At 70.1% G+C, this 22,084-nt stretch carries 24 protein-coding genes; 13 read left to right on the top strand and 11 right to left on the bottom strand.

The annotated features are described in order from the left end of the window. Positions 1-123: 123 nt before the first annotated feature. On the bottom strand, positions 124-402 hold the full coding sequence (locus tag C5E10_RS18865; protein ID WP_146080237.1) for a hypothetical protein: 279 nt from the start codon (positions 400-402) through the stop codon (positions 124-126). Between the two features lie 258 nt (positions 403-660). On the opposite strand from C5E10_RS18865, the gene C5E10_RS11200 reads away from it, so the two are divergent. After that, entirely contained in the window at positions 661-1,068 is a 408-nt protein-coding gene (locus C5E10_RS11200; RefSeq protein ID WP_104331701.1) for a hypothetical protein, read from the top strand. A gap of 405 nt (positions 1,069-1,473) precedes the next feature. Here the strand turns inward: C5E10_RS11200 and C5E10_RS11195 are convergent, their stop codons facing one another. The 4 genes from C5E10_RS11195 to C5E10_RS11180 form a co-directional block, all read right to left on the bottom strand. Next, the gene (locus tag C5E10_RS11195; RefSeq protein WP_181062730.1) at positions 1,474-2,025 is read right to left on the bottom strand and encodes a HEAT repeat domain-containing protein; all 552 of its coding nucleotides are present in this window, start codon (positions 2,023-2,025) and stop codon (positions 1,474-1,476) included. A gap of 63 nt (positions 2,026-2,088) precedes the next feature. After that, positions 2,089-3,984, bottom strand: coding sequence for an ABC transporter ATP-binding protein (locus C5E10_RS11190; protein ID WP_104331700.1), 1,896 nt, complete (start codon positions 3,982-3,984; stop codon positions 2,089-2,091). A 32-nt stretch (positions 3,985-4,016) separates the two neighbouring features. After that, positions 4,017-4,202, bottom strand: coding sequence for a hypothetical protein (locus tag C5E10_RS11185; protein WP_104331699.1), 186 nt, complete (start codon positions 4,200-4,202; stop codon positions 4,017-4,019). Between the two features lie 38 nt (positions 4,203-4,240). Beyond that, complete coding sequence (locus tag C5E10_RS11180; RefSeq protein WP_104331698.1) at positions 4,241-4,915, bottom strand: cyclase family protein; 675 nt, start codon at positions 4,913-4,915, stop codon at positions 4,241-4,243. A 71-nt stretch (positions 4,916-4,986) separates the two neighbouring features. Between C5E10_RS11180 and arfB the strand changes: the two genes are divergently transcribed. From arfB to C5E10_RS11165, 3 genes are all read left to right on the top strand, one after another. Further along, complete coding sequence (gene arfB, locus C5E10_RS11175; protein WP_104331697.1) at positions 4,987-5,409, top strand: alternative ribosome rescue aminoacyl-tRNA hydrolase ArfB; 423 nt, start codon at positions 4,987-4,989, stop codon at positions 5,407-5,409. Between the two features lie 205 nt (positions 5,410-5,614). Further along, entirely contained in the window at positions 5,615-6,031 is a 417-nt protein-coding gene (locus C5E10_RS11170) for a nuclear transport factor 2 family protein (RefSeq protein WP_104331696.1), read from the top strand. Further along, entirely contained in the window at positions 6,028-7,452 is a 1,425-nt protein-coding gene (locus tag C5E10_RS11165) for a cytosine permease (protein ID WP_104331695.1), read from the top strand. Before C5E10_RS11170 ends, C5E10_RS11165 begins: the two co-directional genes overlap by 4 nt. Positions 7,453-7,454: 2 nt before the next feature. Here C5E10_RS11165 and C5E10_RS11160 read toward each other — a convergent pair whose 3' ends face one another. Beyond that, the gene (locus tag C5E10_RS11160; RefSeq protein ID WP_104331694.1) at positions 7,455-8,195 is read right to left on the bottom strand and encodes a M15 family metallopeptidase; all 741 of its coding nucleotides are present in this window, start codon (positions 8,193-8,195) and stop codon (positions 7,455-7,457) included. A gap of 86 nt (positions 8,196-8,281) precedes the next feature. Between C5E10_RS11160 and C5E10_RS11155 the strand changes: the two genes are divergently transcribed. Both C5E10_RS11155 and C5E10_RS11150 read left to right on the top strand, forming a co-directional pair. Next, complete coding sequence (locus C5E10_RS11155; RefSeq protein WP_104240938.1) at positions 8,282-8,977, top strand: response regulator transcription factor; 696 nt, start codon at positions 8,282-8,284, stop codon at positions 8,975-8,977. After that, on the top strand, positions 8,974-10,107 hold the full coding sequence (locus C5E10_RS11150) for a HAMP domain-containing sensor histidine kinase (protein WP_104331693.1): 1,134 nt from the start codon (positions 8,974-8,976) through the stop codon (positions 10,105-10,107). Before C5E10_RS11155 ends, C5E10_RS11150 begins: the two co-directional genes overlap by 4 nt. Here the strand turns inward: C5E10_RS11150 and C5E10_RS11145 are convergent. Continuing rightward, the gene (locus tag C5E10_RS11145; RefSeq protein WP_181059608.1) at positions 10,104-10,607 is read right to left on the bottom strand and encodes a VanZ family protein; all 504 of its coding nucleotides are present in this window, start codon (positions 10,605-10,607) and stop codon (positions 10,104-10,106) included. The genes C5E10_RS11150 and C5E10_RS11145 overlap by 4 nt on opposite strands. Positions 10,608-10,735: 128 nt before the next feature. Here C5E10_RS11145 and C5E10_RS11140 point away from each other — a divergent pair, with 128 nt between their 5' ends. Further along, complete coding sequence (locus tag C5E10_RS11140) at positions 10,736-12,205, top strand: amino acid permease (RefSeq protein ID WP_258071096.1); 1,470 nt, start codon at positions 10,736-10,738, stop codon at positions 12,203-12,205. 114 nt (positions 12,206-12,319) lie between these two features. Here C5E10_RS11140 and C5E10_RS11135 read toward each other — a convergent pair whose 3' ends face one another. From C5E10_RS11135 to C5E10_RS11125, 3 genes are all read right to left on the bottom strand, one after another. Continuing rightward, entirely contained in the window at positions 12,320-13,003 is a 684-nt protein-coding gene (locus C5E10_RS11135) for a triacylglycerol lipase (protein ID WP_104331690.1), read from the bottom strand. Positions 13,004-13,178: 175 nt separating this feature from the next. Then, positions 13,179-13,805, bottom strand: a complete 627-nt coding sequence (locus tag C5E10_RS11130; RefSeq protein ID WP_104331689.1) for a response regulator transcription factor — start codon at positions 13,803-13,805, stop codon at positions 13,179-13,181. Further along, a complete protein-coding gene (locus C5E10_RS11125) occupies positions 13,802-15,004 on the bottom strand; it encodes a sensor histidine kinase (RefSeq protein ID WP_104331688.1) in 1,203 nt (400 codons plus the stop codon). The genes C5E10_RS11130 and C5E10_RS11125 overlap by 4 nt, the downstream gene beginning before the upstream one ends. A gap of 165 nt (positions 15,005-15,169) precedes the next feature. On the opposite strand from C5E10_RS11125, the gene C5E10_RS11120 reads away from it, so the two are divergent. The 6 genes from C5E10_RS11120 to C5E10_RS11095 all read left to right on the top strand — a co-directional run bounded on the left by C5E10_RS11120 (position 15,170) and on the right by C5E10_RS11095 (position 21,139). Then, on the top strand, positions 15,170-16,237 hold the full coding sequence (locus tag C5E10_RS11120) for an ABC transporter permease (protein ID WP_104331687.1): 1,068 nt from the start codon (positions 15,170-15,172) through the stop codon (positions 16,235-16,237). Beyond that, positions 16,234-16,920, top strand: a complete 687-nt coding sequence (locus C5E10_RS11115) for an ABC transporter ATP-binding protein (RefSeq protein ID WP_104331686.1) — start codon at positions 16,234-16,236, stop codon at positions 16,918-16,920. Before C5E10_RS11120 ends, C5E10_RS11115 begins: the two co-directional genes overlap by 4 nt. Positions 16,921-17,001: 81 nt before the next feature. Next, a complete protein-coding gene (locus C5E10_RS11110; protein WP_104331685.1) occupies positions 17,002-18,255 on the top strand; it encodes an NAD(P)/FAD-dependent oxidoreductase in 1,254 nt (417 codons plus the stop codon). After that, positions 18,252-18,704 carry a DUF2809 domain-containing protein gene (locus C5E10_RS11105; protein ID WP_219820355.1) on the top strand — a complete coding sequence of 151 codons (453 nt, stop codon included), beginning with the start codon at positions 18,252-18,254 and terminating at the stop codon, positions 18,702-18,704. The genes C5E10_RS11110 and C5E10_RS11105 overlap by 4 nt, the downstream gene beginning before the upstream one ends. A 265-nt stretch (positions 18,705-18,969) precedes the next feature. Then, complete coding sequence (locus C5E10_RS11100) at positions 18,970-20,655, top strand: ABC-F family ATP-binding cassette domain-containing protein (protein WP_104331684.1); 1,686 nt, start codon at positions 18,970-18,972, stop codon at positions 20,653-20,655. A gap of 76 nt (positions 20,656-20,731) precedes the next feature. Beyond that, positions 20,732-21,139 carry a DUF5684 domain-containing protein gene (locus C5E10_RS11095; RefSeq protein WP_104240949.1) on the top strand — a complete coding sequence of 136 codons (408 nt, stop codon included), beginning with the start codon at positions 20,732-20,734 and terminating at the stop codon, positions 21,137-21,139. Between the two features lie 76 nt (positions 21,140-21,215). Here C5E10_RS11095 and C5E10_RS11090 read toward each other — a convergent pair whose 3' ends face one another. Beyond that, positions 21,216-22,058 carry an alpha/beta fold hydrolase gene (locus tag C5E10_RS11090; protein WP_104331683.1) on the bottom strand — a complete coding sequence of 281 codons (843 nt, stop codon included), beginning with the start codon at positions 22,056-22,058 and terminating at the stop codon, positions 21,216-21,218. Positions 22,059-22,084: the final 26 nt, after the last annotated feature.

The following is a 22,084-nucleotide window of genomic DNA, read 5'->3' as shown; positions in this document are numbered from 1 at the left end:
ACCGTGGTCGGACCAGACTCGAGAAGCTCGACACATCCGTTGGTCGTGCGTGCAAGGCAACGCTTTGTTTGGAGAGTGAACGAGCCTTCACGCCATCAGGTCAGGGGATGAGTGGTGGAATTTTCAGTACGGGAACAGAAGCTCATCGCCCAGGATCGCAGCAGGAACAGTGTTCACTACCGCAAGCCCGACCCAGGGGCCGGCGATGGTTGGACCGGAGATGCGAGCAGAGTCGATGGTTCGGTACACCACGCGGTCGCCGTCGATCGTTGCCGCGTGCTGGCCGGCGGTGTCCAAGACGTAGCGGCACTGGATCGTTCCTAGGTGGATTCCCGATCCGGCAAGCAGTAGTTTGCCGCCTCGTTTCAACGGACGGTCATTCTTTGTGTAGAGCTGAGGCATGTTGGCGTTCTCCGTCGGACCTCCGACATTGCGACTGGCGAGTTTTGTGTGCCGCTCACCGAGGAACAGAAGGTGAACGAGCGCAGACGCGTCGCACAACCAGCGCCCTTAAGGACGAGGCACTCGCGCATCGCGACGAAGCGAGGTGGCAGGAATGGCGCGACGAGGGGACTTATCTCACTCACGCAGCGGGGGGCGGGTGAGGCATGCCGAGGGTGCGGATTGCCGGTCATCGATAACCTTGGTCGTTGGCTGGGGATGACCTACCTCACGGATGAACACCGCTTCATCAGGGATTTAGGCCAGGAGAGCTACCGCGAGATGCACCCGAACTTCTGGAGCATGGCCGATTCGCGTGCAACGCATTGGGGATACTGCCGTCCACCGATCGTGATGGTGCGCGAATACTCCGGGCGTCTTTGCCACCGCCCCGAGGGTCGGCAGGAAGAAATCGATACCTTGGTTCGTATCCTGACCTGCGGGCACGTGGTGGAGCAGAGCGTCCACGACTCCAGCCGGGAACCGAGCTTATTAACGCAGCGGTGCCCCGAGTGTGAGGTAACTGGCGCTGTCGTGTCGTCCGAGAAGGTGGTCGAAAGCTGCGGCGCGAATGGCGGAGGCGACCCGGAGGCGCGACGAGAGGATTGCGCGCGGAACGTGAAGTAAAGGAGGCGGAGGAGGCGGCGTCCGCGGCCCGCAAGAAGCGGGCCGCGGTTCAGTCTGAGCGGCGAGGGGCAACCAGCCGGTCAGGCAGGAAGCGGACGAAAATATGCCGATGTCTCGAGACAAGGTATGCGCCTGTACTACACCAGGTCGCTGCCAGTCCGACAGAAAATCCCTGATGAGAAACAATCCCCAAAAGGGAATCTTGACCTCTGAATGTCGTGCGCCGCGGTCGACCTCTGCTTTGCGTGCAACCTCGCTTGCACTGTCGCAATAGGTTGCGCATCAGCGGCCACCGCCACAATCCGCCGGAACCTCGTCAGCATGCCGCCCAAACCGTGTTCTGTTAGAGCCGTGGCCAGCTCTGCCTCACCCGGAGTCAGTGGCTCGAGCCAAAGCCTGACGCCCCTAGCTCTTCGGGAACCTCGCGCGCAGCGCGTCGAGGCCCTGTTGCGCACTTCGCCGCACCTCGATTTCGGGATCCTTGAGCAGCGGGCGCAGGCGATCCACGTCTTCGAGTGTGCCCACGGCTGCCAGAGACCTTGCGGCTGCCGATCGCACGCGAGCCACGCTGTCGCCGAGCAGCCCGGCCAGTTCGGATGCTGCTGGGAGCTCGCGCGCTGCGACAACCCGTGCTCCCATTTCGCGGACGCGCCAGGCCGGGTTGCCGAGCGTGCCGATCGCCGCTGGCGCGGCCGACTCATCCCAGACGTACAGCAGCGCTCGGGTGCCCCAGAGCTCGGGCCAGTAGAGCACCGGCGCGCCATCGAGGATGCCCTGCGCGTGGTCGCCACCGACGTAGAGGAGGAGGTCGTCGCCCTCGTCGTACCCCTTCATGAGGTTGAGTACCCGCTCGACGAACTCGGACTGGCCGTATCGCTCGACGGCAGCCGCCAGCCGCTGCTCGAGCGGGAGGTCTACAGGAACGGGCGCAGGATTCGAGGAAGTGATTTCAGGCATCAGCTCACCCTACGCGGACCGCGCTGTGGGCAGGTGCGGCGAAGGCACCCTCCCGGTGCGAACTTAGACGTTGGCATCCTCATCCGCCGCCACGTTCTTCTGCACGGCGAACTGGGTCCGGTGCAGTTCCTCGTACCGCCCGGCCGCGGCGAGCAGCTCTTCGTGCGTGCCGCGCTCGACGATGGAGCCGTCCTCGATCACGAGGATCTGGTCGGCACTGCGGATGGTGGACAGTCGGTGGGCGATCACCATCGCGGTCCGTCCCTCGAGCGCCTCGCTCAGCGCCGCCTGCACGGCGGCCTCCGACGTCGAGTCGAGCGCTGCCGTCGCCTCGTCGAGGATCACGACGCGCGGCTGGGCGAGGAGGAGCCTCGCGATGGTCATCCGCTGTCGCTCACCGCCGGACAGCCGGTAGCCGCGCTCTCCGACCATGGTGTCGAGCTGGTCAGGCAGGGAACGGATGAGCGGCTCGAGCCGCGCACGGCGCACCGCATCCCAAACCTCGTCGTCAGTCGCCTCGGGCCTCGCGAGACGAAGGTTGGAGAGGATGGTCTCGTGGAACAGATGGCCGTCTTGCGTCACCATGCCCAGGGTGTGCCGCATCGAGGCGAAGGTGACGTCGCGGACATCCGTCCCCGCGAGCCGCACGGCACCACTGTCGACGTCGTAGAGGCGTGAGAGGAGCTGCGCGATCGTGGACTTGCCGGCGCCGGACGTGCCGACGAGGGCGACGGTCTGCCCCGGCTCGATGCGGAAGGACACCCCGTGCAGCACCTCCTCGCCGCCGCGGGTATCCAGCGTGGCGACCTCCTCGAGGGAGGCGAGCGACACCTTGTCCGCGGACGGGTAGGCGAAGCGGACGTCGTCGAACTCGACCGACACCGGGCCCTCGGGGACGACGGTCGCGTCGGGCTTCTCCTGGATGAGCGGCTCGAGGTCCAGCACCTCGAAGACGCGCTCGAAGCTGACCACCGCGCTCATGATCTCGACCCGTGCGTTCGCGAGGCTCGTGAGCGGCGCGTAGAGGCGCGTGAGAAGCAGCGCGAGGGTGACGACGTCACCGGTTTCCAGCTGGCCGCCGAGCGCGAGGACGCCACCGAGCCCGTACACGAGCGCGAGGGCGAGCGCGGAGACCAGCATCAGCGCGGTGAAGAAGACGAACTGCAGCATCGCCGTGCGAACGCCGATGTCGCGGACACGGGCGGCGCGCACGCGGAACTCCTCGGCCTCCTCATCCGGTCGGCCGAACAGCTTGACGAGGGTGGCGCCGGGCGCCGAGAAGCGCTCGGTCATCTGCGTGCTCATGGCCGAGTTGTGGTCGGCGGCCTCGCGGCGCAGCGCGGCGAGGCGGCTGCCCATGCGGCGCGCGGGGATCAGGAAGATGGGGAGCATGATCACGGCGAGCACGGTGACGAGCCAGGACGTGCTGAGCATGACGATCAGGGTCAGGATGAGCGCCACGAGGTTCGTGACCACGCCAGACAGCGTGCCGCTGAAGGCCTGCTGGGCGCCGATCACGTCGTTGTTCAGGCGGCTCACGAGGGCGCCCGTCCGCGTGCGGGTGAAGAACGCGATGGGCATCTTCTGCACGTGGTTGAAGACGGCGGTGCGGAGGTCGAGGATCACGCCCTCGCCGATCCTTGCCGAGTACCAGCGCGTCACGAGCGACACGGCCGCGTCGGCGATGGCCACGAGCGCGATGACGACGGCAATCCAGACGATCGTGCTGACTGCACCCCGGGCGACGATGACGTCGACTACCTGGCCGGCGAGCACCGGCGTCGCGACCGCGAGGAACGCGCCAACGATCGACAGGGCGATGAACAGCACCAGCTTGGCCCGGTAGGGCACCGCGAACGTCAGGATCCGCCGCACCGACTCACGCGAGAAGCCGTGCTTGCCATCCCTCGCGGATGAGATCTTGTAGAGCGAACTCCAGGCAGCGCCTTCCATGCTCATAGCGGTTCCTTCCCCTAAGCAGGAGGCTCAGCCTAGATCGCGGTTCGCCAGCGATTGCGCTTGTCCGCCAGGGGCGAAGGACGTTCGATGTAGGTAATCCACACCTGCTGCGAGCCGGCTTCAACGGACGCGATGTCCTCCGCGACGCCGTCCGCCACGCTCGGGAAGCTGGGGGAGAAGGAGCTCTCGGCGTGGTCTCGGTTTCTCGCCAACTTCATGGCGGAAATCCGCTCGGCGATCGCGGCACCTCCGACGGCTATGCGCGGTGCACCGCGACCGCGCGCACCGGCGAGCCATCGAGGCCGGTGAAAGGCAGGGGCAATGCAGAGATCCAGGGGCCGCGAGCCGGGTCGACGGCCGACAGGTTCGTGAGGTTCTCGATGATGACGCCGCCCGCGCCCAGGAACACGTCGTGGAACGGGAGGTCGGCCGACTCCGCAGTCGCGTCGGTGCGGTCCGGGCTGAGGGTGTCGACTCCGATGACCGTCACACCTGCAGCAAGCAGACGCTCGGCGATCGCCGCATCCAAGAAGGGATGCTCGAGATAGTCGTGCTGCCCGAACCGCGCTGACCAGTCGGTCCGAAACACGACGACCGCGCCGGGAACGACCTGCTCGAGCTGGGCGGCGACCTGAGCGAGTTCGATCCTGCGTCCGGGCTGCGCGAGCTCGGTCACATCGACGACCAGCAGCGGCGCCACGAGCCGGCCGAGATCGAGGCCGTCGACGGTGCGGCCGTCCGCGATCGAGTGCGAGGGCGCATCCAGGTGCGTGCCGGTGTGCGTGCCGAGCTGCAGGGCGTGCACCACGACCCCGTCGTCGGCGAGCGAGGTGGCGGGCGCAATCTGCACCTCAGGGTCGCCCGGGTAAATCTGCATGCCTGAGGCGAGCGGATGCGTGAGGTCGACGATCTTCGGATGCGTGTGCGCCATGGGGCCACCTTAGGCATTCGCGATCCACGAGCCGCCGTTCCGAACGTCCCGGCGCGTGGGAGGCTTGGCGCATGGATTTGGAGGTGTCGCGCTCGCTCACGATTCCGGCCGCGGAGCTCGGCTGGCGCTTCTCGCGATCCTCCGGGCCGGGCGGGCAGCACGTCAACACCTCCGACAGCCGCGTCGAGCTCTTCTGGAACGTCGAAGCCTCGCTCGTGCTCAGCGACGAGCAGCGGCGGATGCTCCTGTCGCGACTCGGTAAGCGCCTCGTGTCCGGGGTGGTCACGGTTGCATCCTCCGAGCGGCGCTCCCAGCTGCGCAACCGCGAGGCGGCGCTCGAGAAGCTCGCGAACCTCGTGCGCGAGGGCCTCGCCCCGCCCGGACCGAAGCGCCGGGCGACCAAGCCGACGAAGGGCTCGCAGCGCCGCCGGCTCGAGACGAAAGGCCAGCGCTCGGCGACGAAGGCGCAGCGCAGGCGCCCGTCCCACGACTGACCATGACCGATGCGGTGCGCTGAGCGCTGGACGACTCGGACATAATGCCCTTTGTCAACCGAAATGAGTTCGGTTCCTCACTGTACGAGGCTCGGCGGGTGGGTGTTTGCTTGGTGAGTGCGGCAACTGCACTGTGACGGCCGGAAGCACCGATCGCCGGTTGATGCTTGTCAGCAGAGCCCACCAAGTCCAAAGGAGCACTTGAATGTCGACCACACCCACGCAGGAGGCGGTGCTCGCCGCCGCCGACGCCATCATCGACGCGTTCCGCGCGACCGACACCGAGGCGTACTTCGCCGGATTCGCGCCCGACGCGTCGTTCATCTTCCATCCGGAGCCCGCGCGCCTCGACTCGCGCGCCGAGTACGAGGCGCTCTGGGCGGGCTGGGTCGCGGCGGGTTGGCGGGTCACCTCCTGCGCATCCACCGACCGCCTCGTGCAGGTCTTCCCGGGCGGCGCGGTCTTCAGCCACACCGTCGCGACGAGCGTCGACTCGGCCGATGGACCGGCTTCCTACGTCGAGCGGGAGAGCATCGTCTTCACGGTCGGAGACGAGGGCTCGCTCATCGCGGTCCATGAGCACCTGTCCGCGCCGACGACTGACGCGGAGGCATCCGCATGACCGGCCCGAAGACCATGGCCCTGAACCTCGACGGCCAGGACGACTCGGCGGGCCCCGTCCGCGGCACGCAGTCGCTCATCCGCATCGCCCTCATCTGGCTCGCCGCGAACCTCGTCGTCACGACGCTCCTCACGGGCACGCTCTTCGTGCCTGGCGTCTCGTTCGGCACCGCGACCGGGATGATCGTGCTCGGCACCCTGATCGGCGTCATCGTGCTCGTGCTCATCGGCAACATGGGCACCCGCACGGGCCTCCCGACGATGGCGCTCACACGTGGCGCGTTCGGCATCCGCGGCAGCCTCGTGCCGGCGGCCTCCAATCTCATCGTGCTGATGGGGTGGAGCTGGGTGCAGGCGATGCTCGCCGGCGTCACCGTCGACTTCCTCGTCTTCGAGGCGACGGGCTTCTCGAACCCGATGCTGTTCTCCGCCATCTGCCAGGGCATCGTCGTCGTGCTCGCGATCTTCGGCCACACGGGCATCTCTCGCGTCGAGCCGTGGCTGGCACTCGTGATCCTCGTCGTCATGGGCTTCGTGTTCGCGGCAGCGTTCGGCGCGTTCAGCCCCGGCGAATTCGCGGCGCTGCCCGTGGATGCGGAGCTCGGCGGCACCCCGTTCATCACGCTCGACCTGGTCATCGCGACGGCCATCTCGTGGACCGTCCTCTCCGCCGACATGAATCGGCACGCGAAGAACAGCGTCGCCGGAGTCGTCGGCTCGGGCGTGGGCTACACGCTCTCGACCACGATCGCCATGTTCCTCGGCCTCGTCGCGTTCAGCGTCGTGCTCCTTCGCGGAGGCGAGGCGATCGCCTTCGACCCGACCGTGATCGTCGCCGAGTTCGGCTGGCCGCTGGGCATCGCGATCTTCCTCTCGGTGATGGCGACCAACACCATGGTCGTCTTCGGCATGGTCACCTCGGTCATCAACGCGCAGTCGAAGTGGCACCTGCGCTTCCTGCCGACGGCGATCGTGCTCGGCATCATCTCGATCATCGGATCCACGTTCCTCGGCCTGCTGAACCAGTTCACCGACTTCCTCTTCATCATCAGCGCGTTCTTCGTACCCGTGTTCGCGATCATGATCGCCGACTACTACCTGCTGAAGCGCCGCAGCTACTCGCGGCAGATCCTGCAGGAGCGGCCCGAGAGCCGCTACTGGTATCTGGGTGGCATCAACTGGGTGGCGGTGTTCGTGTGGATCTTCGGCGCCGCACTCTCGTACGTGCTCGCGTACGTCGCTCCGAGCCCCATCGGGGCGAACATCCCGGCCTTCGCGGTGAGCTTCGCCCTCTACCTCGGTCTCACCTGGGCGCTGCGCGCTGTGAAGCCGCTTGGGCTCGCCGACCGGCGCGACACCGTCCACGCGGGGCACCTGCTCGACGAGGAGGAAGAGGCGGGAGAGCCGACGCGAGGGCGCTGAACCTAGCCCCGCAGCCGCGGATCGTACGTCGGGTCTGGGTATTGCTCGGCGCAGCCGTTGGCGGGGGCTGAGGCTTGGAACTCGAAGTGCCACGGCTCGTTGAGGTAGGTCTGGCAGAGGCCGTACCGCGACCCGTTGGTGGCGAGCCAGTCGGAGGCACCCCCGCCTTCCACGTCGACGGCATCACCCGAGACGTGCAGGGAGGTCTCGGGTGAGGCGACCCAGCGCGACGCCTCCTCCGCGGAGCCGTACTCGGCAACCGCATCCTGCAGCAGCTGCCGCTGCAGCTCCGCCGACCGCCACCCGCTGTTGACCATGACGTACACGCCGTCCAGCTCGGCGTCGCTCGTCGCCTCCTGCAGCGCGTCGAGAAGCACGGGGGAGAGGTTGGCGATGCCGGCGTACTCGGTCTCGAACGCCGTCGTGCCGAACTGGAGCCGCCCGTCTGGGCTCTCCGCGCCGTCAGCCCCCGAGCTGGTTTCGACTGCCGTCCCGCCGCCCGGCCCGCCCGACCCGGCCGACCCGGCCGACCCGGCCGTGGAGGGGGCGGCGAGCACTGCATCCGGTGCCGGAGCCTCACGGTGCGACGCGGCAGTCTGCCCGAGCTGCGCCGAGAAGAGCGCGACGCCGAGACCTGCGAGCGCGACGAGGGATGCGCCGCCAACGAGGAGGCGCACGCTCCGCTTCTTCGCGGGTGGGTCGGTGACGGTGCGCTGGTGGCGGGGCGAGCTGGTGAGCGTCATGGGACAAGTTCAGGCGAGCGCACGTTGCCCTGGCGTTGCGGGTTTCCCATACGCGGGCGATATGCCGCGGCTCGTATCATCGGCATATGCGTGTGCTGTTGGTAGAGGACGAGCCCTACATGGCGGAGGCGATCCGTGACGGGCTGCGGCTCGAGGCGATCGCTGCCGACATCGCCGGCGACGGGCACGCGGCGCTGGAGCTGCTGAGCGTCAACGACTACGACGTCGCCGTGCTCGACCGCGACATCCCCGGCCCGTCCGGCGACGAGGTCGCAAGACGCATCGTCGCGTCCAAGAGCGGGGTGCTCATCCTCATGCTCACGGCCGCCGACCGCCTCGACGACAAGGCGTCGGGCTTCGAGCTCGGCGCCGACGACTACCTCACGAAGCCGTTCGAGCTGCAGGAGCTCGTGCTCCGTTTGCGCGCCCTCAACCGCCGCCGCGCGCACAGCCGCCCGCCCATCCACGAGATCGCCGGCCTCAAGCTCGACCCGTTCCGCCGCGAGGTGTATCGCGACGGGCGCTACGTCGCCCTCACCCGCAAGCAGTTCGCGGTGCTCGAAGTGCTCATGAGCGCCGGCGGGGGAGTGATCAGCGCTGAGGAGCTGCTCGAGAAGGCGTGGGACGAGAACGCCGACCCCTTCACGAACGCCGTGCGCATCACGGTCTCCGCGCTCCGCAAGCGACTCGGCGAGCCGTGGCTCATCGTGACCGTGCCGGGCGTCGGCTACCGCATCGACGCCGAGGCCGCATCGGTGCTCGACGAGAACGAACTCCGGTGACGAGGCAGCGCGGCCTCAGCGTCCGCCTGAAGCTCGCGCTGAGCTACGCGGCCTTCCTCATGATCGCGGGCGCCCTGCTGCTCGCCGTCGTCTACGCCTTCCTCCTCCGCTACGTTCCGGCCGAGGCGATGGCCAGCGAGTGGACCTTCTTCCCCGGCCGCACCGACCTCGTCCGCGCGTTCGTGCCGGCCGCAGCCTGGGCGCTGCTGTTCCTGCTCGTCTTCGCGCTGGTCGGCGGCTGGTTCCTGGCGGGGCGGATGCTCGCCCCGCTCACCCGCATCACGAACGCCACGCGGGCCGCGGCGGCCGGGTCGCTGTCGCACCGCATCCGCCTCGACGGCCGGAGCGACGAGTTCACCGAGCTGGCGGACAGCTTCGACGCCATGCTCGCGCAGCTCGAGGCGCACGTCGCGCAGCAGCAGCGCTTCGCGGCGAACGCCTCGCACGAGCTGCGCACGCCCCTCGCGATCTCGCAGACGCTCCTCGACGTCGCCCGCCGAGACCCGGGACACGACCACGACGAGGTGCTCGGGCGCCTCCACTCGGTCAACACGCGCGCGATCGAGCTGACCGAGGCGCTGCTCGTGCTGAGCCGCACCGAGCACGGCACCTTCGCGACCGAGCGCGTCGACCTGTCGCTCGTCGCCGAGGAGGCGGCCGAGACGCTGCTGCCGCTCGCCGAGAAGCGCGGCGTCGTCATCGAGACGGAGGGGGAGGCCGCGGACACGATCGGCTCGCCTGCCCTCATCTCCCTGCTCACGACGAACCTGCTGCACAACGCGATCGTCCACAACCTCCCCGAGGGCGGCACGGTGCGCCTGACGACGGCGTCGGCACCGGATGCGGCGACCCTCGTCGTCGAGAACACGGGAAGCATGGTCGGCCCCGAGCTGCTGGCAACCCTCACGGAGCCCTTCCAGCGCGGCGAGCAGCGCGCCCGCAGCGACCACGCCGGGGTGGGGCTCGGCCTCGCCATCGTGAAGAGCGTCGTCAAGGCCCACGGTGGGACGATGCGCCTCGCGGCCCGGGACGGGGGCGGGCTGCGCGTGACCGTCCAGCTGCCGCCTGCCACGCGGGCCGCGACCACTCCTGAGTTCGACTCCCAGCGAGGCGCCGAGCGCCCGCGCTAGCTGAACGCCGCGCGACGCACGCTCGGGGCGACGACGGCCGCGCCGAGCAGCGCACCCACGGTGTTCGCGACGATGTCGCTCGTGTCGAAGCTGCCGACGGCGAGCGCGAACTGCGTCGTCTCCATCGCGAGGCTCGTGAAGCCGGCCGCGAAGAACGTCTTCGGGCCAGGCAGGACGCGCCACAGGTACCCGGTGCAGAGGCCGAACGGCACGAAGACGGCGACGTTCGCGAGCACCTCAAGCGGCTTGCTCGCCGCATACCCCTCGCTCGCGATGAACGGGATGAGCTTCAGCTGCCTCGTCTCGCCCCACCCGACGAACGGCACCTCGAGCTTCCACACGATGAGCCACGTCAGCAGCACCAGGTACGCGAGGAAGAGGACGGCCACGAGGAAGCGCGGCGCCCGCGAGCGTCGACGAGTCCGCGGCGCCCGCTGGGCGGTGGCGAACGCCCCGGTCGTCGGGAGTTCCAGGGTCTGGTCTGCTCGGCTGTAGCTCATGGCTACAGCCTCTCGAGGGGCGTGTTGCGGTGGCGTATGCGGGTTTCGATACGCGGACGATACCTGCCAGCGCGGGGGCAGCCAGGGGCGCCGTGCCGGGGTCGCCATTCGTGAGAGACTTCCGGCTTGTGACTTCCGCCAGCGCATCCGAGAACAGCAACCAGCACGAGGCTGCGCGAGAACCGCAAGCGGTCGCAGGGCAGGCGAGCGCCGCCCACCACCTGCAGCGTTCCCTCTCGCCACGTCAGCTCGCGATGATGGGCCTCGGCGGCGCCATCGGTGCCGGCCTCTTCGTCGGCTCTGGGCAGGCGATCGCCGTCGCGGGTCCCGCCGTGCTCGTCTCCTACGCGGTCGCGGGCCTGCTCGTCATCCTCGTGCTGTTCATGCTCGCCGAGATGGCCGCCGCCGACCCGCAGAGCGGCGCCTTCTCCGTCTACGCGGCGAAGGCCTTCGGCGCCACGGCCGGCGCGACGCTCGGCTGGTTCTACTGGATGCAGCTGGTCATCGTCATCGCCGCCGAGGCGACGGGCGCGGCCGCGATCGTCGCAGCCTGGACGCCCGGCATCCCGCAGGGCGTTTGGGCGCTCGCCTTCATGGTCGCCTTCACGCTCATCAACCTCCTCGGCGTGCGCCGCTACGGCTCCTTCGAGTTCTGGTTCGCGGTGCTCAAGGTCGCCGCCATCATCGGCTTCCTCGTACTGGGCGCCGCCCTCCTCTTAGGGCTCATCCCCGACGTCCCGTCCCCGGGCCTCTCGAACCTCGTCGCCGGCGACGGCTTCGCGCCAACCGGCATCCTCGGCATCTCCGCGGCCCTGCTCATCGTCATGTTCAGCTTCGGCGGTACCGAGCTCACCGCGATCGCCGCCGCCGAGACGCGCGACCCGGCCACGAGCATCCGCCGCGCCGTGCGCAGCGTGCTGTGGCGCATCCTGCTCTTCTACATCGGCTCCGTGTTCGTCATCGTCGCCGCACTCTCCTGGACGGACCCAGCCGTCGTCGCGGGGCCCTTCGCCGCGGTGCTCGCCCTCACGAACATCCCGGGCGTCGACCTCATCATGTCGGCCATCATCGTCATCGCCCTCCTCTCGGCGCTCAACGCCAACCTCTACGGCGCCTCCCGCATGGTCTACTCGCTCTCCGAGCGCCGCTTCGCGCCCCGCGGCATGCAGCGCCTCGCCAAGAACGGCACCCCGACCATCGCGGTGCTCGTCTCGGTCGGTGTCGGCTTCCTCACGGTGATCTTCAACTTCCTCGCCCCAGACGCCGTGCTCCCGACGCTGCTCAACATCGTCGGTTCGACGCTCATCGTGCTGTGGGCGACGGTCACGGCATCGCAGTTCGTGCTGCGGCGGCGGGCGGATGCGCGCGGCGAGACCCTCACGGCCCGCATGCCCGGGTTCCCGTGGCTGAGCATCCTCGCCGGCGTCATCCTCGTCGTGATCGTCGTCCTGACGATGCTCAACGAGGGCTCACGGGAGCAGCTGCTCGCGACCCTCGCCATGACGGCCGTCATCGCGATCGCATGCGCCTTCACCAACCGCCGCCTGCGCCGGCAGGGCATCGACCCCGTGCAGCTGCTGCGCGGCGAACACCACTGAGCTGAACCCCGGGGCGTGAGCCCTGGGGCGCGATCCCGGGCCGTGCGTCCTGTGTCGTGAGTCCGGGGCCGTGACCGCGCGCCGGTAGACCGGTGGCGCCTCAGCTTCGCCGCCTCAGGCCCCGGTCAGCTCCTTCAGCACCGCGAAGCCCCGCAGGATGCCGGGGTGGGTGAGGATGCGGAAGTGGCCGCCCGTCGGCAGCTCGATGTTCCGTGCGAGCTCGAGCACGCTGCCGTCAGGGATGTGCGGGTCGAAGCGGCCGAACACGGAGACGATGCGGGCGTTCGCATCGCTCTCGCGGGCCAGCGCGAGGATCGTCGCGTCGCTGGGGGAGAAGATGCGCAGGCTCGAGACCGCCATCGCGCGGGCGTAGCGGGAGCCCGCGAACGGCGTCGCGATGGCGAGCATCCCCGCGATCCGCTCGGCGCTGTCGCCGAACGACATGGCGAACTTGCCGACGAGCCCGCCCTTGCTGTGCGTCACGAGGAGCACGTCCGTGAGGTCGTTGGCCCGCAGGTACGCGGCGACGTGCTCGGCGGCATCCGGGACCGGCCGGTGGTTGAAGCCGAGCGGCTCGAGCACGTGCACGGGGTGGCCGTTCTCGTGGATGGCCTCGATGAGCGGCAGCATGAACCGCCAGGGCTCGTAGACGCCGGGGATGATGACGACGGGGGCCCCGTCGCCGCTGAGGTACGAGCTGGCCTCGGCGCGGCTGAAGGCGGCACGGACCTGCCGCTCGACCGCGTAGACGTAGTCGAGCGCCCACCAGCCGAGCTTCTGCAGTGAGCCTGTGATCATCGCGCGGCTCGATCGCCGGCGGGAGAGTCTGACGGAGACCCCGCGGGAGACGGGCCATGCGCGGGGTGAGCCGAACGCCGTCGCCGCGGTGTGAGGACTGCCATGCAAACGCCTTCCCTGGAACGGGTCTCGGCCTGCTGCGCTCAGGCGCGGCTTCGACGGGGGAACGAGCAGGCTACCGGAGGATGCCGCGTGCTCTCGCCTCGGAGACCGCCGCGGTGCGGGACGTTGTGCCGAGCTTCGTGAAGACGTGCGCGAGGTGCGACTTCACGGTCGTCTCCGTGACGAAGAGGGCCGCGGCGACGTCGGTGTTCGAGAGTCCGGATGCGACGAGCTCGAGCACTTCGATCTCCCGCGGCGAGAGGCTCTGCTGGGGCGTGCGGAGCCGGTCCATGAGGCGCGAGGCGATGGGCGGCGCGAGCGCGCTCGCACCGCTCGCCGCGGCCCGGACCGCCGCGAGCAGCTCGTGGGGCGGCGCATCCTTCAGCAGGTAACCACTGGCGCCAGCTTCGACGGCCCCGAGGATGTCGCCCTCTGAGTCGTAGTTCGTCACGACGAGCACGTGCGGCGGGTCGGGGAGGCCGCGGATGCGGCGGGTCGCGGATGCGCCGCTCTCGTTCTCGCGCGCACCGAACTGGAGGTCCATGAGCACGAGGTCGGGCCGCTCGGTGGCCGCCGCCTGCACGGCTTCCTCGGCGGTGGACGCCTCAGCCGCGACCTCGATGTCGGGCTCGAGGCCGAGGAGGGCGCGGAGGCCCGCTCGGACCACGGGGTGGTCGTCGGCGATCACGACGCGGATCATGCGGTGCCTTCCCTGGGGAGCGTTGGGAGCGTGACGGTCAGGGTGGTGCCCCGGCCGACGCTGGAGGTGACGTCGAGGGAGCCGCCGAGCTGCTGCACTCGCTCACGGGTGGCCACGAGCCCGAACGAGTCCGAGTTCGCGCCGCCAGCCTGCTCGTGGGTGCTGGCGTCGAAGCCCCGGCCGTCATCGGCGACGGCGAAGACGAGCCCGGCCGCCGACTCGTCGAGGGTGATGGTCGCGCGGCTCGCGCCAGCGTGCTGCACGACGTTGGCGATGGCACCCTGCGCGATGCGCAGCAGGGCGGTCTGCACGGGCATGGGCAGGGAGTCGGCGCTGCTGTGCACCTCGACGCGAATACCGTGCGCGGCCGACGTCGCGTCCGCGAGCCGCCGCAGCGCCTGCTCGAGGTCCATGCCGTCGAGGTCCGGCGGCGACAGCTCGCGGATGAAGCGTCGGGTCTCGGCCAGGTTGTCGGCGGCCGTCTCCCTCGCCAGGCGAATGTGCCCGACCCCGGCGCCGTCGGGGTCGGCGCGCTCGGCGGCGTGCAGCAGCATCTGGATGCTCGCGAGGCCCTGCGCGACCGTGTCGTGGATCTCGCGGGCGAGGCGGGAGCGCTCGGTGAGGGTGCCCGCCTCCCGCTCCGTCGCGACGAGGTGCTCCTGCGTCGCCAGCAGCTCCCGCATGAGCTGCTCCCGCTCCCTCGCCTCCTTCGCGAGCGCCTCGTAGCCGATCCCGATGAGCACCGCGACGCCCGCGCCGATGCAGGGGCCGATGACACCGGCGACCGACCAGCCCTCGTGGAGCCCGAGGCCGATGACGGCGATGGCCGTCGTCGCGGCGACCGCGAGCATCCCAGCCCGTCGGCCGAGCAGGTGCAGGTACACGAAGAAGAGCGGGAAGACGAGGTACGCGGCCTCGCGGGAGAGCCAGAGCAGCAGCATCCACTCGAGCGTCAGGGCGAGTAGCCAGAGCAGCCGCTGCCTGGGCAGGGCGGCCACCGACCGCGTGCGCCTGGATGCGGCGATCGCCCCGAGCGCGTACGTCGCGCCGAAGAGCAGCGTCGCGGCCAGCACGAGCACCGTGCTCTGCTCGGGGGTGAGCACCGCGCGCACGGCGACCAGCGCTAGGAGACCGAAGAAGAGGGCGTGGAGCCCCGTGCGCAGTCCCACGAAGACGGGAGTGAGCGCAGTGGTCGGCATGCGGCTCAGCCTAGACACGGCTCGCGTCGCGGTCATCCTTCGAAAGGTGGAGCGACGACTCCACCGTGCGGTGCGCGAGGAGTGTGCCGACGGGCGATGCCGGGCGGGGGTGCTCGGCGGGAGGGTTGCCTGAGCCGCCGGAACTGGCGGCAGGAAAGGACCACCATGTTCGTCGCGCTCCGCGACCTCCGCTTCGCGAGAGGCCGATTCGTGCTGATCGGCGCCGTCGTCGCGCTCATCACCGTGCTCGTCGGTTTCCTCAGTGGACTCACGGGCGGCCTCGCCACCCAGAACATCTCGGGAGTCCTGGCGCTGCCCGCCGACCGCCTCGTCTTCACCGTCCCGGCGGGTGACGACGCACCGAGCTTCTCCACCTCGTCGCCGTCTCGTGAGCAGGCGGACACGCTCGCCTCGTTCCCGGGTGTGCGCAGCGTCGACCCGCTCGGCATCAGCCAGCTGCGGGCCGAGACCGCCGAGACGGGGGCCGCCGTCGCCGTCTTCGGGGTCCCGGCCGGGTTCGCGGATACCTCGCCAGCGGCGGCAGGCGAGATCACGCTCTCCGAAGCCGCGGCAGAGGACCTCGACGCCACGGTCGGCGACGAGGTCACCATCGGCGGCGCTGCCTTCGAGGTCGCCTCGATCGGAGCAGAGGCCTGGTACAGCCACACGCCGGTCGTGCAGATCACCCTCGCCGACTGGCAGTCGCTCGCCGAGCAGACGGGCGCTCCCGGCGCCTACGCCACCGTGCTCGCCGTCTCGGGAGACCCGGACTGGGCCGCAGCGGATGCCGAGACCGGCACCGTCTCCGAGACCCTCATCGGTGCCCTCGGCGCGCTCGCCGCGTTCCGCTCCGAGGTCGGCTCGCTGCTGCTCATGGTCGCGATGCTCTTCGGCATCTCCGGGCTCGTGATCGGCGCGTTCTTCACGGTGTGGACCATGCAGCGGCAAGGCGACATCGCCGTGCTCAAGGCGCTCGGGGCGAGCACACGATCGCTCGCGCGGGATGCCCTCGGCCAGGCCCTCCTGGTGCTCGTCGCCGGAATCGGCGTGGGGGTGGGGCTCGTCGCCATCCTCGGCTCCCTCGCGGGCCAGGCCCTGCCGTTCCTGCTGAGCCCCCTCACCACCCTCCTCCCGGGAGCCATCATGATCGCCCTCGGGCTCGCCGGGGCCGCGTTCGCGCTGCGCTCCGTGACCACCGCCGACCCCCTCACCGCACTCGGGAGCAACCGATGATCGCACTGGACAACATCACCCTCACGTTCCCCGACGGGGGAGGGCGCCTGACCGCGCTCGACGGCGTCAGCCTCACCGCCGACCGGGGGACCGTGACCGGCATCACGGGGCCGAGCGGCTCGGGCAAGTCGAGCCTGCTCGCCGTCGCGGCCACCCTCATCCGCCCGGATTCCGGCAACGTGATGATTGGCGGCGTCGACGCGAGCGGCATGAGCCGCACGGAGTCGGCGGCCCTGCGTCGGTTCAGCATCGGCATCGTCTTCCAGCAGGCGAACCTCCTCCCGTCGCTCACGGCGCGCGAGCAGCTGCTCGTCATGAACGAGCTCGGTGAGCCCGGAAGCCGCCGCCGCAGGCCCGCCGCAGCAGCGCACGCCGACGAGCTGCTCGCCGCGGTCGGCCTCGCCGAGCACGGCGCGAAGCGGCCGCACCAGCTCTCCGGCGGCCAGCGGCAGCGCGTCAACATCGCGAGGGCCCTCATGAACGACCCGAGCGTGCTCCTCGTCGACGAGCCGACAAGCGCGCTCGACCAGGAGCGCGGGGCCGCGATCATCGAGCTCATCCTGCGCCTCACCGAGGAGCTCGACACGGCGACCCTGCTCGTCACGCACGACCTCACCCACCTGCCCCGGATGCACGACACGGTGCAGCTGGTCGATGGGAGACTCGCGCAGCTCCAGTACTGAGCCGCTTCGACGGGCCGCGACTGCGCGAGAATCAGATGCGCGGCCCGTCTGGCCGCTCACCACGGAAGGCGGCGGAGACCCATGCGCATCATCGTCATCGGAGCTGGCCTCGCGGGCCTCACCGCCGCCTGGGAGCTGCGGAAGCGCGGCCACGACGTCAGCGTGCTGGAGGCAAGGGCACGGGTCGGGGGCCGAACGTGGTCGCAGCGGCTCGGCAACGGCGCGATCACCGAGCGCGGCGGCGAGTACGTGTTCCCGACCGAGTTCGCCATCCGTCGGCTCTCCGCGGAGCTCGGGGTGCCCATCCTGAGCCACAACGTGCGCTACGCGAGGCGCACCGTCGACGGACGGCACGTGTCGTTCGCCGAGCTCGAGGCGACGACCGAGCAGATCACCGAGACCCTCCGCGGGATGCTCGCCGACGGACTCACGCGCGTCTCGGTCGAAGACGCCCACCGTGAGGCGCTCGGCCCCGACTACCAGCAGCACCCGGTCTACCGCCGCATGGTCACCTCCCTCGCGAACGACCCGAACCTCGTGAGCGCGGCCTCTGCGTTCCTGCACGACCCGGACGCGGACCAGCCGTTCATCGACGACGGCGGGCGCTTCGTGGGTGGCAACCAGTCGCTCGCCATCGAGCTGGCCCGCCGGCTCGGGGCCGCGGTGCGGCTCGAGCACCCGGCCCGGGCGATCGACCAGTCGGACAGCGGGGTCGAGGTGACGCTCGCCGACGGAAGCGCGCAGCACGCCGACGCGGCCGTGATCGCCGTGCCGCTGCCCATCCTGCGCAGCCTGCGACTCGGTTTCGCCCTCACCCCGGGGCAGGATGCCGCCCTCTCGCACCGCATCATGGGCACCGCCGCGAAGCTCGGCGTGCCGCTCGCCGCCGTCGACGACGACATCGCCCTGCAGAGCGCGGACCTGAGCTGGTGGTCCTGGCGCTCCCTGTCCGCCGACGGCGAGCACCGCATCCCCGCCCTGTCCTGCTTCGCCGGGAGCAGGGCCACCCTCGACGCCCTGGGCACGGAGGCGGGTCCGGGGCGCTGGCTCAGCGAGCTTCAGGCGCTGCGGCCCGGACTCGTCATCGACGGCGACGTGCTCCTGACCGACTGGAGCGACGACCCGTGGACGCGCGGATCTTACTCGGCGGCCTCGCTCGACTGGACTCCGGCCGACCTCCACGCGTTCGACGTGCCAGCGGGCCGGGTCGTCATCGCGGGCGAGCACACGGGCCTCGAGCAGACCCTCAACGGCGCCGTCGTCTCCGGCCTCCGCGCGGTCACCGCGATCGGGGCTGTCGAGCGCCTGACCGAGACGAGCGGCGGCCCAGCGTGAGCGGCGCGGCTGAAGCCCAGCAGGAGCGGACCTCGCGCGTGGACGCCCTGCGCCGCCGAGTCGCGGCCGCGGTCCTGCTCGCCGCGACCGTCGCGCTGGGCCTCGCAGTGCACTACGCGCTTCCGGATGGGGAGTTCGGGGACATCGTCGGTGCCGGCCTGTACACGGTCGCCGTCTACCTCGGGGTCGTCCTGCTCGCGCCGCGCGCCAGAGCATGGACCGCGTTCGCGCTCGCGGTCGCCTGGTCGTTCGCGGTCGAGCTGCTGCAGCTGACCGAGCTGCCAGCCCGCGTGAACGAGGCGTTCGCGCCGGCCCGGCTGGTCCTCGGCTCCGGGTTCGAGGTGAGGGACCTGCTCGTGTACGCGCTCGGCGGCGGCGTCACGCTCGGCGCAGACCTGGCCGTGACGTGCATCCGAGCTCGACGACGTCGCGCCCCGCTGGTACCGTGAACGCGTGTTCCTTCTTCTCTTCTGCTAACGGCTGAGCTGGCCTCCCGCGCTCGCTGACGCCGGTCTCGTCGACGCGTGTCTCTGAAACACGCCTGTCTCTGAAACGCGCTTGTCTCTGAGACCGAGACCGCCCGAGCATCACGGTGGCCACCTGCTCTGACCCGACTCCGGGTCGCCGTTTTCGCGCGCCCAGCCGACGCCTTGCCGAGCCCTCTGTGAAACCTCTCCGAGCCCTCGGCGGCTCGCGGCGCGCCGCTTCAAAGGAATGATCGTGCACACCACCCCCAAGTCAGTTCCAGCGCGCCATCGCGCGCAGCTCACCCTCACCGACGTCTCGCTGCTGCGCGGCGCGACGCCCGTGCTCACCTCCGTCGACCTCGTGGTCACCGCCACGTCGCGCATCGCGATCGTCGGCGAGAACGGCCGCGGAAAATCGTCGCTCCTGCACATGCTCGCGGGCATCCTCCCACCAGACAGCGGCACCGTGCAGCGCATCGGCACCCTCGGTCTCGCCGAGCAGGAGATGCACGCCGACGACGCTCGGACCGTCGGGCAGGCCATCGCAGACTCCATCGCGACGGCGCTCGCCACCCTCGCCGAGCTCGACGCCGCAGGAGCGGCGCTCGCGGAGAGCGGTCCGGGGGCCGAAGAGCGCTACGCCGCGGCCCTCGAGGCCGCGGAGGCGCTCGATGCGTGGGATGCGGAGCGGCGGGTGCTCATCGCTCTCGAGGCCCTCGACGCAGAGACCGACCCCGGCCGCCTCCTCCGCGAGCTCTCCGTGGGGCAGCGCTACCGGGTCCGCCTCGCCTGTCTCCTCGGGGCAGACGACGACTTCCTGCTGCTCGATGAGCCGACCAACCACCTCGATCGCGCGGGGCTCGACTTCCTCACCGAGCAGCTCCGCTCACGCAAGGGAGCGGTTGTCGTCGTGAGCCACGACCGGGCGCTGCTCGCCGACGTCGCCGAGACGATCGTCGACCTCGACCCGACTCCGGATGAGCGGCCCCGCGTCTCCGGCAACGGCTTCACCGGGTATCGCGAGGCGCGAGCCGCCGAGCGCGAGCGGTGGGAGCAGGACTACGAACGTCAGCAGCAGGAGCAGGCGCGCCTGCAGGAGAGCCTGAGCGCGGCGCAGAACCGTCTCGTCACGGGGTGGCGACCGGGCAAGGGCGCGAACAAGCACGGCCGAGCCACCCGCGCCGCTGGGCTCGCGCAGAGTGTGCACCGTCGCCAGGAGGCCCTCGAAGCGCACGCCGTGACGGTGCCGGAACCACCGCGGCTCTTCCGGTTCCCGGAGCTTCGCACCCGGGCAGGAGCTGAGCTGCTGAGCGCCGACGGGGTGGTCGTCACGGGGCGCCTCCACGGTCCCGTGTCCCTCGCGCTCACCCATCGGGGCAGGCTGGCCGTCACCGGCCCGAACGGTGCAGGGAAGTCGACGCTCCTGCGCGTGCTGGCGGGCTCCCTCGCCCCGGATGCGGGTTCCGTGCGCGTGCAGCCCGGCACCCGAGTCGGCGTGCTCCCGCAGGAATCGTCGCTCCCGCTCGAGCGGCGCGCGGCTGAGGTGTACGAGCTGCGACTGGGCGAACTCGAAGCCGCCGGCGCCGTCTCAACGAGCGAGACGATGGGGCTCTCGCAGCTCGGCCTGCTGCGCGCGAGGGAGGCGGCCAAGCGGGTCGGCGAGCTGTCGATGGGGCAGCAGCGCAGACTCGACCTGGCGCTGGTCCTCGCCGCGAAGCCGCACGTGCTGCTCTTGGACGAGCCAACGAACCACCTGTCGATGGCCCTGGTCGATGAGCTGACCGATGCCCTCGCGGCGACGCAGGCCGCGGTTGTGCTCTCGAGCCACGATCGGCAGCTCCTGCGGGACGTCGACCACTGGCCGAGCCTGCAACTCGGGCCTCGAAGCGTGCAATTCGTGCCGTCCAGCGACGAAGGGCTCCCAGCAAGTTGACAGCTCGCGGTAGCGTTGCTCCGCTCCCCGAAGCCCAGGGGATCTCACAAGCTTCACGGACCTCAAGGACGTCACTATGTTCACGCTCGAAAACTCCACCCAGATGGACTCCTGGCAGTGGGAAGCGCTCTCGCCCGGCGGCACCGCCAGCGGCTTCGTCGGCTGGGTCCTCCTCATCATCGCGCTCTGGCCTGTCTTCCGGAAGGCCGGCTACCCGGGATGGGGCGCCATCATCCCGATCTACAACGTCTACATCCTCGTCAAGATCGCCGGCTACCACGGGGCGACGGTGCTGCTGTACCTCATCCCGATCGTGAACGTCGTGTTCTCGATCTTCGTCGCGATGCGCATCGGCAAGGCGTTCGGCAAGGGCGGCGTCTTCAGCTTCTTCCTGCTCTGGCTGCTGTCGATCATCGGGTACTTCATCGTGGGCTACGGCTCTGCGCAGTACCGCGGACCGGGCGGACGCGCCATCACGGCCTAGCCTCCGCTCCACCCGCATCGCGCGCGCATCGCGCGTCTCGGCCGCGGTGACCCGCTTGTCCTCGACGGCAAGCGGGTCACCGCGGCCGATCGCGTTGCAGCGGCTGCCGTCTCTCTCCGCTGCCGAGGAACTCCACGAGCGCCGCGGAGACCTCGTCCGGCGCATCCAGCGTCACGACATGGCCGGCGCCCTCGACGACGAGCTCCGTGAGTCTGTCCGCCGCAGCCCAGGCGGGCATGGCTCGCGAGATGTTCCCCGTGCTGTCGCTCGCGCCGCGGACCAGCAGCGTCGGCACCGGCGTGCGGTAACCGGGAGTCGGACGCACGAACTGCGTCGTCGTACGCCAGACCGCCACGAACTCCCGCTTCGACATCGCGGCGAACGTTCGCGTCAGCTCGGCACGTGCCGTCGCCGTCACGGCTGAGGCATCCGCCATGAGCTTCGGTAGGCTCCCCGCCGGGATCAGCTGGAGGATGGGCGCCGCGGCGCGGAGACCGGCGCGCTCCAGGAAGCTGAGCGGGCCTGCGTTCCAGGTGGAATCCAGCACCACGAGGCTCCGGAACCGCTCAGGGGAGCGCCGAACCAGCTCCTGCGCGAGATTCCCGCCGAGCGAATGCCCGAGCAGCGAGACCCGGCGGAGGCCGAGGTGCGCGATGAGCCGCTCGACATCGCTCGCGAGCAGCTCGGGGGAGAGGTCCGTCGAGTTCGGACGCGACGCCCCGTGCCCCCGAAGGTCGACGAGCACGACGCGAAGGCCCGCCCGGCGCAGCGCGTCGGCCTGGCGCCTGAACATCGTGTGGTCGGCGCCCGCCCCGTGCAGCAGGACAACCGCGTCGGCATCCGCGTCGGCCGCATCGAGGCTGTCGGAGTAGCGGAGGGAGCATCCGCCGAGGCTGAGGCGTCCCGGGAGGCTTTGCATGCCAGCGACGGTAGTCGCTCAGCGAA

The sequence above is a fragment of the Pseudoclavibacter sp. RFBG4 genome (assembly GCF_002931515.1).
Lineage (GTDB): Bacteria > Actinomycetota > Actinomycetes > Actinomycetales > Microbacteriaceae > Pseudoclavibacter.
The sequence above is the reverse complement of the archived record's forward strand: the minus strand, read 5'-3'. Positions and strand labels throughout refer to the sequence as shown.

Bases quoted from the DNA above. Each gene is read 5' to 3' on its own strand.
- C5E10_RS18865 (WP_146080237.1), bottom strand. From the start codon at position 402: ATGCCTCAGCTCTACACAAAGAATGACCGTCCGTTGAAACGAGGCGGC.
- C5E10_RS11200 (WP_104331701.1), top strand. From the start codon at position 661: ATGACCTACCTCACGGATGAACACCGCTTCATCAGGGATTTAGGCCAG.
- C5E10_RS11195 (WP_181062730.1), bottom strand. From the start codon at position 2,025: ATGCCTGAAATCACTTCCTCGAATCCTGCGCCCGTTCCTGTAGACCTC.
- C5E10_RS11190 (WP_104331700.1), bottom strand. From the start codon at position 3,984: ATGAGCATGGAAGGCGCTGCCTGGAGTTCGCTCTACAAGATCTCATCC.
- C5E10_RS11185 (WP_104331699.1), bottom strand. From the start codon at position 4,202: ATGAAGTTGGCGAGAAACCGAGACCACGCCGAGAGCTCCTTCTCCCCC.
- C5E10_RS11180 (WP_104331698.1), bottom strand. From the start codon at position 4,915: ATGGCGCACACGCATCCGAAGATCGTCGACCTCACGCATCCGCTCGCC.
- arfB (WP_104331697.1), top strand. From the start codon at position 4,987: ATGGATTTGGAGGTGTCGCGCTCGCTCACGATTCCGGCCGCGGAGCTC.
- C5E10_RS11170 (WP_104331696.1), top strand. From the start codon at position 5,615: ATGTCGACCACACCCACGCAGGAGGCGGTGCTCGCCGCCGCCGACGCC.
- C5E10_RS11165 (WP_104331695.1), top strand. From the start codon at position 6,028: ATGACCGGCCCGAAGACCATGGCCCTGAACCTCGACGGCCAGGACGAC.
- C5E10_RS11160 (WP_104331694.1), bottom strand. From the start codon at position 8,195: ATGACGCTCACCAGCTCGCCCCGCCACCAGCGCACCGTCACCGACCCA.
- C5E10_RS11155 (WP_104240938.1), top strand. From the start codon at position 8,282: ATGCGTGTGCTGTTGGTAGAGGACGAGCCCTACATGGCGGAGGCGATC.
- C5E10_RS11145 (WP_181059608.1), bottom strand. From the start codon at position 10,607: ATGAGCTACAGCCGAGCAGACCAGACCCTGGAACTCCCGACGACCGGG.
- C5E10_RS11135 (WP_104331690.1), bottom strand. From the start codon at position 13,003: ATGATCACAGGCTCACTGCAGAAGCTCGGCTGGTGGGCGCTCGACTAC.
- C5E10_RS11130 (WP_104331689.1), bottom strand. From the start codon at position 13,805: ATGATCCGCGTCGTGATCGCCGACGACCACCCCGTGGTCCGAGCGGGC.
- C5E10_RS11125 (WP_104331688.1), bottom strand. From the start codon at position 15,004: ATGCCGACCACTGCGCTCACTCCCGTCTTCGTGGGACTGCGCACGGGG.
- C5E10_RS11120 (WP_104331687.1), top strand. From the start codon at position 15,170: ATGTTCGTCGCGCTCCGCGACCTCCGCTTCGCGAGAGGCCGATTCGTG.
- C5E10_RS11115 (WP_104331686.1), top strand. From the start codon at position 16,234: ATGATCGCACTGGACAACATCACCCTCACGTTCCCCGACGGGGGAGGG.
- C5E10_RS11110 (WP_104331685.1), top strand. From the start codon at position 17,002: ATGCGCATCATCGTCATCGGAGCTGGCCTCGCGGGCCTCACCGCCGCC.
- C5E10_RS11100 (WP_104331684.1), top strand. From the start codon at position 18,970: ATGATCGTGCACACCACCCCCAAGTCAGTTCCAGCGCGCCATCGCGCG.
- C5E10_RS11095 (WP_104240949.1), top strand. From the start codon at position 20,732: ATGTTCACGCTCGAAAACTCCACCCAGATGGACTCCTGGCAGTGGGAA.
- C5E10_RS11090 (WP_104331683.1), bottom strand. From the start codon at position 22,058: ATGCAAAGCCTCCCGGGACGCCTCAGCCTCGGCGGATGCTCCCTCCGC.